Below are 9678 nucleotides of genomic sequence, written 5' to 3' on the forward strand. Positions count from 1 at the left end.
CCATGAGCACGTTCTTTACGGAATTGGCCTGGCTCGTTCCGGTATTCCCGTTCGTCGCCTTCGCCGTTCTGACGGCGGCGGGCAAGGGAATGAAACGCGCAGGCGCTTGGCTCGCGACGATTGCGTCGTTCCTGTCGCTCGTCCTGTCGATCTGCATCGCGACAGAACGGATATCGGGGGACACGCCGGATTATCGCAGCCAGATGGATTGGATTCATATCGGCAATGTCAAACTTGTCGCGGGATTCGAAGTAACCAACTTGTCGACAATTATGCTTGTCGTTGTTACGCTCGTCGCGTTTCTCGTCAATTTGTACTCTCAAGAGTACATGAAAAAAGATGACAGAATCTCGACGTTCTTTGCTTATATCGCATTGTTCACGAGCGCGATGCTCGGTTTGGTGCTATCCGACAACCTGCTTACTTTCTATATTTTCTGGGAGCTTGTCGGCGTTTGCTCATTCTTGCTCGTCGGCTTCTGGTATCAGAAACCGGAAGCGAAGGCGGCAGCCAAGAAGGCATTCATCGTTACCCGTATCGGGGATCTGGGGTTGTTCGTGGCGCTGCTGCTATTGTTCTGGTATATGCCGGGGCATGCGCTCGATTTCACGACACTGCATAACGTCTACGATACGCAGACAGGAGCGATATCGACGGGCATTACGACGCTGATCGCCATCTTGATCTTCGTCGGCGCCGTCGGCAAATCGGGGCAATTCCCGCTTCACGTCTGGCTTCCGGACGCGATGGAAGGCCCGACGCCGATCAGTGCGCTCATCCACGCCGCGACGATGGTCGCGGCTGGCGTCTTCCTCGTCGTCCGCACGTTCGACGTGTTCGAGGCGTCGCAAGTTGCGATGACGACTGTTGCAGTCGTCGGTGCGTTCACGGCGATCTTCGCTGCGACGATCGGCCTCGCGCAGAACGACATCAAACGTATCCTCGCCTATTCAACCGTCAGTCAGCTTGGTTACATGATGCTGGCGCTCGGAGTCGGGTCTGCGACCGGCGCCATGTTCCATCTGTTCACCCACGCGTTCTTCAAGGCGCTTCTGTTCCTTGGAGCGGGCAGCGTCATCCATAGCGTACATACGCAGGATATACGCGAGATGGGCGGACTCGGACGCAAGATGAAGATTACGGCATGGACATTCGGGATCGGCGCGCTGGCGCTATCGGGCATTCCTCCGTTCTCCGGCTTCTGGTCCAAAGATGCGATTCTGACAGCCGCGCTTGACGACAATCCGATTCTGTTCGCGGTTGGAGCGCTGGCTGCATTCTTTACAGCGCTGTATATGGCGAGGCTGTTCTTCCTTGTTTTTGCGGGCAAACCGCGCGAAGACCAGCATCATGCGAAAGAATCTTCATCCGCAATGACGATACCGCTGATCGTACTCGCTGTGCTAGCGACGGTTGCGGGTTTCGTGGAGACGCCGTTCTCCGGATGGTTCGGCCACTGGCTGTTCGGCGAAGGGGAGGAACATCAGGCGAGTGCTCTCGTCATGATCGTCTCCGCGGCCGTCGGACTGCTTGGCCTTTATATCGGCTGGCTAGTCTACGCCAAAGGAACGATCCGGCGCGATGCGGTATCTTCGCGTATTCCGGGCCTCGTTAAAGTACTGGAACGCAAATATTATATCGACGAGCTGTACGACTTGCTGTTCGTGAGGTCGCTTCGCGGCTTAGGCAAGGCGCTTGAAGCGTTCGACGTCTATGTCGTCGATGGCATCGTCCGCTTGTCGGGACAATGCGCGACCGGCATCGGCAAATTGAACTCGCGTCTGCAGAACGGCCAAGTTCAGACGTATGCTCTGACGGCGCTGATCGGCATTGTCATCCTCATCGTCGCTATCGCCGGAAGGAGGTTCTGGTAATGCTGGATCACTTGCCGGTGTTGTCCTTGATCGTATTCGCACCGCTTGTCGGGGCACTGATCGTCCTGCTGCTTCCAGGTTCACGCAGCAACTGGCTCCGCTGGACGACGATCGTATTTACGCTTCTGCCGTTCGTGCTTTCCCTGCTGCTCTTCGCGGCGTACCAACCCGGCGCAGGCGGGGGCGAATATACCGAGCATGCGACATGGCTGTCCATCGCAATGAACAGCGAGCAGTTCGGGCCGGGTGTTGAATCTTTGAAGGTCGCGTTTGATTACCATCTCGCCGTTGACGGTATCTCATTGCCGCTCATTTTGCTGACCGGCATTGTGTCGACGATGTCGGCGCTCGCATCGGTGCATATTCGCAAACGCTGGAAGACGTATTATTCCTTATTTTTGCTTTTACTGACCGGTATTTATGGCGTGTTCCTCGCACGCGACTTGATTCTGTTTTTCATCTTCTTCGAGATTACATTGATCCCGATGTTCTTCTTGATCGGGATATGGGGTTATTACGGCAGAGAGAAGGCGGCGACCCGATTCCTCGTGTATAACGGGCTCGGTTCCGCGGCGATGCTGCTCGGGTTCCTCATTCTGATCACAACGCTTGGATTCACGGCTGTCGGTGATGCGTCGTCAATGAAGTTTCTGTTCAGCGGCAATTACGACGTCATTTTGGCCAACTTGACCGATCCGAACGCCATCGCGAACCTAGATAAGGAGCAAACTCGCCACTTCGGTCTTTTCTTCACGGAAAATGCGAGATGGGGAGCATTCGTGCTGCTGCTCATCGCGTTCGGCATCAAAGTGCCGATCTTCCCGTTTCATACGTGGATGTTACGCGTTCATACGGAAGCACCGCCTCCGATCGTCATGATCCACTCCGGTATTTTGCTGAAGATGGGCGTGTACGGTCTCATACGCTTCGTGCTCTTCCTGTTTCCTGAGCAGGTGCATTCGTGGACGACCGTTATTGCGGTGCTTGGTGTCATCAATATTTTGTACGGGGCCGTTCTGGCCTGCGTACAGAAGGAATTCAAGCTCGTTCTGGCCTACTCAAGCATCAGTCACATGGGCATCGTGCTTCTTGGCATCGCGTCGCTCGAAGAGGTTGGACTGCAAGGCGCGATCTATCAATCCGTATCTCACGGCTTGATCTCGGCGTTGTTGTTCCTTATTGTCGGCAATCTGTACGAACGGACGGCGACAACGCAACTTGGCGAACTCGGCGGATTGGCAAGAGCCGTACCTTTCACATCAGGCATTCTACTGGTTGCCGGGCTTGCTTCGCTCGGACTTCCCGGGCTGTCGGGCTTCGTGGGCGAGTTCCTATCGTTCCTCGGCTTGTTCGGATCGATGAAGGTACTCACCGCTATTGGCGTAGTCGGCATTTTGTTGGCAGCGGTATACGTCTTGAGAAGCGTGCTGAGCATCACCTATGGGGCGCTTCCCGAGAAGTTCATCGGCATCAAGGACGCTCGGTTTATCGAGGCGTTGCCGATGATTACACTCGCCGCTTTTATCGTCTTGCTCGGTGTGTATCCTTCCTTGCTGACGGACCTGATGCGGAACGGATTTGCCGTCGCGCTTGAACATTTCCAGACAAGGATGGGGGGATAACATGGCGGCCGTACAGACATTAACTTGGGACGACGCATGGACGCTAGCCCCTGAGATTATCCTGAGCCTATTCACGATTTTGCTGATCGTACTCGACCTTGTATTGCCGAAGCGAATAAACCGGAACCTGATCGGCTGGCTTTCTATCGTCGGACTGATTGCGGCAGCGGCATGCGTGCTCATCTGGATCGGCACGATAAACGGCTCGGCTTCGGACAGCTCATCGGGTGTAAGAAGCTTGCTTGGAGGCAGCTACGTCGTCGATGACTTCGGCAACTTACTGAAGCTGGCGTTCATCGGGGCGGCTGCGTTGATCGTGCTAGGGTCGCTCGGAACGGTGAAGGACGACCAGGTGCCGATCAAAGGCGAGATGTATTACTTGGTTTTGCCTGCCGTCTTGGGTGCGATGGTGATGAGTTCGTCTGGAGATCTGATCACCATGTTCGTTGGCTTGGAGCTGCTTAGCATTACAACGTATATTCTGGTCGCGGTTCGCAAAAGAAATCTGGCCTCCGGGGAAGCGGCGTTCAAATACGTGGTGTCCGGCGGCGTGGCGTCTGCGTTTATTTTGTACGGTATGTCTTTCCTTTATGGCATCACCGGCGCGACGAACGTTAATGCGATTCGCACAAGCCTTGCTTCGATGTCGGGCGATTTCGACGCTTTGATCTACATCGCCTTTTTCCTCATGATAGCGGGTTTCGCGGTTAAGCTGGCTCTCGCTCCATTCCACGCATGGGCGGCGGATGTCTATCAGGGCGCGCCCACACCAGTTACCGCATTTCTCGGCGTTGTGGCGAAAGGCGCAGCTTTCGCGATGATGTACCGTATTTTCGTAAATACGGTTTATGCACTCGGTCAATCGAACGCGCAGATCAAGGACGATCTGTTTCTCGCGTTGTCCGTTCTGGCCGCTGCGGCGATGATTGTGGGGACGACTGGCGCGCTGATGCAGCGGAATTTGAAAAGACTGCTTGCCTTGTCCGGCGTAGCGAACGCGGGTATTCTGCTTATCCCGCTGACGACGGCTTTTCAGACGGAAATGCACGCGGACTTTTTCTCCGAATTTCTGTTTTACTTCATCGCTTATGTGTTTATGAACGTGGGCGCCTTTACGGTGCTGACGGTTATCGGCCGAAGCACGGGAAGCGAGACGATGTCTTCGTTCGAGGGGTTGTACCATCGCGCGCCATGGCTTGCCGTCTCCATGACGGTGCTTCTGTGCTCGCTTGCCGGCTTGCCGGTTACCGGGGGGTTCTTCGGTAAATTGTATATCTTATTCGGAACCGCGCAGACGCATCAATACTGGCTCGGCGCAGTTCTTCTCGTCACGACGATCGTCTCGTACGCCGTTTATTTCGGGATTATCCGTCAAATGTATTTAAGAAGCGGATCGTCCGACGCCGGAGTCGAAGTGCCGGTCGCGCCGGGCATTGTCATCGGGCTTAGCGTCATCGCAACGCTTGTTCTCGGATTTTTGCCTTCGCCGATCTTCTCTTGGATACACGATACGTTCTCGGTTTTCAGCGAGCAATCCGATCTATTCATGTTGCTGCGTTAGGGCGTGTCTGAAAACCCGCTCAGGGGCATCTTTCACCGCCTTTTCGCCCCCTGCTTCGTCGCGTTTGCTTGACGTACCCCCGGTACGCCTTCACAAACGTTCCTTGCATGGGACGAAAATTCGGCCAAATCTGCTCCCCTCGGAGTATTCAGACACGCCCTAGCGAGCATATGGATGTGGAATGCGGCCCTCAAGCTTCTAAGGCTTGAGGGCCTTCTTGCGTTTAACGGGGAAAGCGGTGATTCCCGATTGCGGGAATATCCTGTGACCAAAGACCCGATTTTAAAGGCGAAAGAAGGGAAATCCTGTCGGAAGGAGAACTTGTACATCAATAGCGACCGTTCCGGGCGTATCGGTCGGCGTATCGGTTGCAACCGAATGAAGGTGTGAGGCACGTGCGCTTGAAGAACATTCTCCTGGCGGCAATCGTCGCGATACCGGTTTATGTGCAGTCGGAAGCGACGGGCGCGAAGCCTACTTCATCCGCCGTGGGCGTGGTTACCGCGTCTGCCGTTGTTCGCGTGCAGGAGAACGAACTTCAAACGCCGGCGAAAACGTCCGGACCGGCGGCTTTCTTGCGAGATATCGGCATTCCCGAAGCCTGGCCTTTGTTGCAGAACGATGTGACGGCGACGATTGCCATCGTCGATACGGGCGCAGACTACGATCATCCCGATTTAAAGCCTTATTTGGCTGAGGGGGTCAACTTGGTAAACCCAGGCAAGAGCGCTCAGGACGATAATGGTCACGGGACGGCTGTTGCCGGCGTCATTGCCGCCATTGCGCGGTCAGGTGATGCGTCATCCGGCATTGCCAGGTGGAAAGGACGTATCGTTCCGGTTAAGGCGCTCGACGAGAAAGGTTCCGGCGACGAAGAAAAACTGACGAAAGGCATTCGTTATGCCGTCGACCGAAAGGCGGATTTGATCGTGCTGTCGCTTGGTTTGAGGCGTGATGCCTCGAGCTTGCGCGATGCGGTCGCTTACGCTGAAAGCAAAGGGGTGCTTCTCATCGCGGCAAGCGGCAACGATGCGGCGGCATTCGGTTCGAAAGCAGCCGTCCAGTATCCTGCCGCGTATCCAACCGTACTGTCGGTTGCCGGCGTAGAGTCGGGACTGCCCGTTGCGGCGTCTACGGCAGGAGCGGAGAACGATATTGGCGGTGCTTGGCGAGTGAGAACGACAGCGCTTGGCGGAGGCAACATCGACATGGAAGGGACGTCAATGGCAGCCCCGCAAGTTACCGCTGTTGCAGCGATGATCCTTGCCGATCATCCCGATTGGACCCCTGTGCAGGTGAGGGAGGCGCTTCGTGGCACCGCCGTACGTACCTCTGACAAGGAGTGGAATCCTAATACCGGCTACGGCATGTTGTCGGCATCGGGAGCATTGCGAATCGACGATGATTCGTTGGACTGGAGAGAACCTAACGACACGAAGAGTACGGCGAAACCGCTGCCGCTTGGCAAAGAAGCGACAGGGACATGGAGCAGAAGCGGCGACACCGACTGGTACACGTTCGAATTGCCTTATGCGGGCGTGTTCGGGATTCGGAGCAGTCAGGCCAGGCTTCTGTTATACGGCCCCGAAGGATTGGTGGAACCCCGTTCAGCGACAAACTTGCAGGGCGGACTCGACAAACAATGGTCGGCTCCGGCTGGCAAGTACTGGCTTCAGGCGTTAAAGCCGATCGGTCCCGCTGCGGAATCCGAATATCGCCTGGAAACGAGATTCATGATGAATCCGGATGCAAGCGAGCCGAATGATAGCGCGGCAACGGCGCGTACCTTGCCCGCCAGAAGCCAGAAATGGACGGGGACGTTCCATAAACGCGGAGACGTCGATTGGTTTACGATTACGCTGCCGAAGCCCGGCATGCTGAAGCTTACAGTCTCGACCGATACAACGAGGATCGATCCGGGATTGTGGGTTCAGCCGGCAGGCGGCAAACCGATTCTCGTGGACGATCACGGGGACGGGGCCAACGAACAATGGTTGGCGGCCGAAGCGAAGGCGGGCAAATATTATTTTCGAATAACGAATGCGGTTTCTTCAAACCCGGAAGCGGTAATCGGGACATATGCCGCCACTTTGGAATATATTACCGAGAAGGAAGATCTCTACGAGCCGAACGACGCTCCGTTAACATCGACGCCGATTGTGCCCGATAAAATATACAATGGGCTGATTGCCGTCGCGAAAGATCAAGATTGGTACCGTTTCTCCTTGAATAAGAAAACAACGGTCGATCTGAGCATCGTTACGATTCCGGAGCGGATGCTGCTGAACGTGGAATTGCGGGACAAAAAGCTGCAAATTTTAAACAAATGGTCCAATTCGGATGGGAAAAGGTCTTTGACAGGGCGAATCGAGCTTCCCCCAGGCGCGTATTACGTTAAGGTGACTGCGGATCGCTTCAATCGCAGCCAATATTACGGACTTAAGCTGCAACTTGCCGCCAAAACCAAATAACGACACAGGCCAACCGAGAGGAGGTACTTGAAGAGTGGACGATACGGGAGTATTCGAGGCGGCCGGATTAAACGGGTTGTTCTCGATCTTCGTGACATTAGGATGCGTGCTCGTCGCATGGATCATTCTGCAGGAAGTCAACTTTGACAAAATCGTCCGACAGCCTCGCGGTCCTAAAGCACGCGTGTTGCAATTGCTGCTCGCGGTCGCACTCGGAAGAGCTGTCGCAGGATTTATTCTCGATTATTGGAACTGGGTCGGTACATTGAAGTGGCTGTTCCGGCAATAATAAACGATACAGCGAAATCGCCCGATGAAGCAGCGAGGAATGTCGAGCGAAGTCGGAAACGATCTAAAAATGCCGCTTGTGCCGAATAAGCATATGGTGGTATGATGGAATTTGGGTTTTTCGGGGCCTATATTCGGTAAACTTGCCATAGATGGCCATCGGAATGAACTATTACGCGCGGAGGGAAACACCCATGAGCAAAATCATCGTCCGCGGCGGACGTACCTTATCAGGAACTGTCCGCGTGCACGGCGCTAAAAATTCCGTCCTTCCGATTCTTGCCGCAACATTGCTTGCAGAGCAAGGATCCAGCGTCATTCATGACGTACCCGCCCTGGACGATGTGAGGAACATTACACAAGTACTCTCGGCTTTAGGAGTGAGTGCGGAGGAGCGCGATGGAAGCGTTCGCCTGCAGGCCGAGTCGTTGACTTCATACGAAGCACCTTACGAACTCGTTCGAAAAATGAGGGCTTCCTTCCTCGTGATGGGGCCGCTTCTTGCCCGTCTGGGCAAAGTTAAAATTTCGTTGCCGGGCGGTTGCGCGATCGGCACGCGTCCGATCGATCAACACCTCAAAGGCTTCGAAGCGATGGGAGCGGAAATCGGTTTCGGCCAAGGCTCCATCGAAGCGACTGTTTCGGGCAAGCTGCGCGGCGCGAGAATTTATCTCGATATCGCCAGCGTAGGTGCTACGGAGAATATTATGATGGCTGCAACGACGGCGGACGGAACGACCATCATCGAGAATGCCGCGAAAGAGCCTGAGATCGTTGATCTAGCCAACTTCCTGAATGCCATGGGCGCGAAGGTCAGAGGCGCGGGCACCGGCGTCATTCGTATTGAAGGCGTTGAACGTTTGCGCGGAACTGAGCATCAAGTTATTCCCGACCGCGTAGAAGCGGGTACTTATATGATTGCGGCGGCCATTACAGGTGGCGACGTCTATGTAGAGGGCGCGATCCGCGACCATCTCGGGCCGGTTGTTGCCAAGCTGGAAGAAATGGGAGCACGGGTCGATTGCGACGAGAACGGCATTCGTGTGCAAGCACAGAAACCGCTTCGCGCCGTGGATGTAAAGACGCTGCCTTATCCGGGCTTCCCGACCGACATGCAGGCGCAGATGATGACGCTGTTGCTTGTCGCAGATGGCACGAGTATTGTAACGGAGACGGTGTTCGAGAACCGTTTCATGCATGTTGACGAGTTGATCAAGATGGGTGCAGAGATTAAAGTCGACGGACGTACCGCGATTGTGACGGGCGGAACGAAGTTGTCCGGCGCAAGCGTATGCGCGACCGACCTTCGGGCGGGTGCTGCATTGATCTGCGCCGCGTTGGTTGCCGACGGTAGCAGCGAAATCGGCGGCGTTCACCATATCGAGCGCGGCTACATGAATATCGTGAACAAACTCGCCGTACTCGGAGCGGATATTTACCGCGCGCCATCGCCGGAAGAGATTTTGATGCAATCGGAGCAAGCTTCCCTGCAGCCGGACGTTCTTCTGCAACAGTTGGAGCAGCGGGCTTCCGCCAAGGCCGACGTCGTCATTCGGAACATTCAGCCGACGCTCGCGTAAAGACGTTCCATTGCAATTATTCTATTTCCAATTAGTGAGTTCTAGAGTTCGAATCCCCTGGCTCGTTGCAGGGGATTTTTTTGTATGATGGCACAATGCACTAACACCCATGTTGCTACCGACGAAAGCTGTATCGCCTCGCGCCTCTCTAAGTGGGTTTCACCTAACTGCAGCTCGCCGTCCGCCGCTTTTTGTCGCTCTAAGTGGGTTTCACCTAACTGCAGCTCGCCGTTCGCCGCTTTTTGTCGCTCTAAGTGGGTTTCACCTAACTGCAGCTCGCCG

The 9678-nt window shown here is 55.2% G+C and carries 7 protein-coding genes; 6 read left to right on the forward strand and 1 reads right to left on the reverse strand.

Going from position 1 to position 9678, the window contains the following annotated elements; all coding sequences use genetic code 11:
* Nucleotides 1-2 precede the first annotated feature (2 nt).
* From nuoL to murA, 6 genes are all read left to right on the forward strand, one after another.
* Entirely contained in the window at nucleotides 3-1874 is a 1872-nt protein-coding gene (nuoL, locus tag ACFPOF_RS12685) for an NADH-quinone oxidoreductase subunit L (protein WP_378133070.1), read from the forward strand.
* Nucleotides 1874-3496 (forward strand): complex I subunit 4 family protein, encoded by a 1623-nt coding sequence (locus ACFPOF_RS12690; RefSeq protein ID WP_378133072.1) that lies wholly within the window; start codon nucleotides 1874-1876, stop codon nucleotides 3494-3496. Before nuoL ends, ACFPOF_RS12690 begins: the two co-directional genes overlap by 1 nt.
* Nucleotide 3497: 1 nt before the next feature.
* Nucleotides 3498-5057: an NADH-quinone oxidoreductase subunit N gene (locus tag ACFPOF_RS12695; protein WP_378133074.1), complete on the forward strand. Its 1560-nt coding sequence runs from the start codon at nucleotides 3498-3500 to the stop codon at nucleotides 5055-5057.
* A gap of 401 nt (nucleotides 5058-5458) precedes the next feature.
* The gene (locus ACFPOF_RS12700; protein ID WP_378133076.1) at nucleotides 5459-7528 is read left to right on the forward strand and encodes a S8 family serine peptidase; all 2070 of its coding nucleotides are present in this window, start codon (nucleotides 5459-5461) and stop codon (nucleotides 7526-7528) included.
* Nucleotides 7529-7562: 34 nt separating this feature from the next.
* Nucleotides 7563-7817 (forward strand): DUF1146 domain-containing protein, encoded by a 255-nt coding sequence (locus ACFPOF_RS12705; RefSeq protein ID WP_378133078.1) that lies wholly within the window; start codon nucleotides 7563-7565, stop codon nucleotides 7815-7817.
* 193 nt (nucleotides 7818-8010) lie between these two features.
* Entirely contained in the window at nucleotides 8011-9396 is a 1386-nt protein-coding gene (gene murA / locus ACFPOF_RS12710; RefSeq protein ID WP_378133080.1) for a UDP-N-acetylglucosamine 1-carboxyvinyltransferase, read from the forward strand.
* A 41-nt stretch (nucleotides 9397-9437) separates the two neighbouring features.
* On the opposite strand, the gene ACFPOF_RS12715 is transcribed toward murA, so the two are convergent.
* Nucleotides 9438-9678: hypothetical protein (locus tag ACFPOF_RS12715; RefSeq protein ID WP_378133082.1), on the reverse strand; the 241-nt coding region annotated here is incomplete at its 5' end.

Source organism: Cohnella soli (genome assembly GCF_042655525.1).
In the GTDB taxonomy this organism is placed as follows: Bacteria; Bacillota; Bacilli; order Paenibacillales; family Paenibacillaceae; genus Cohnella; species Cohnella soli.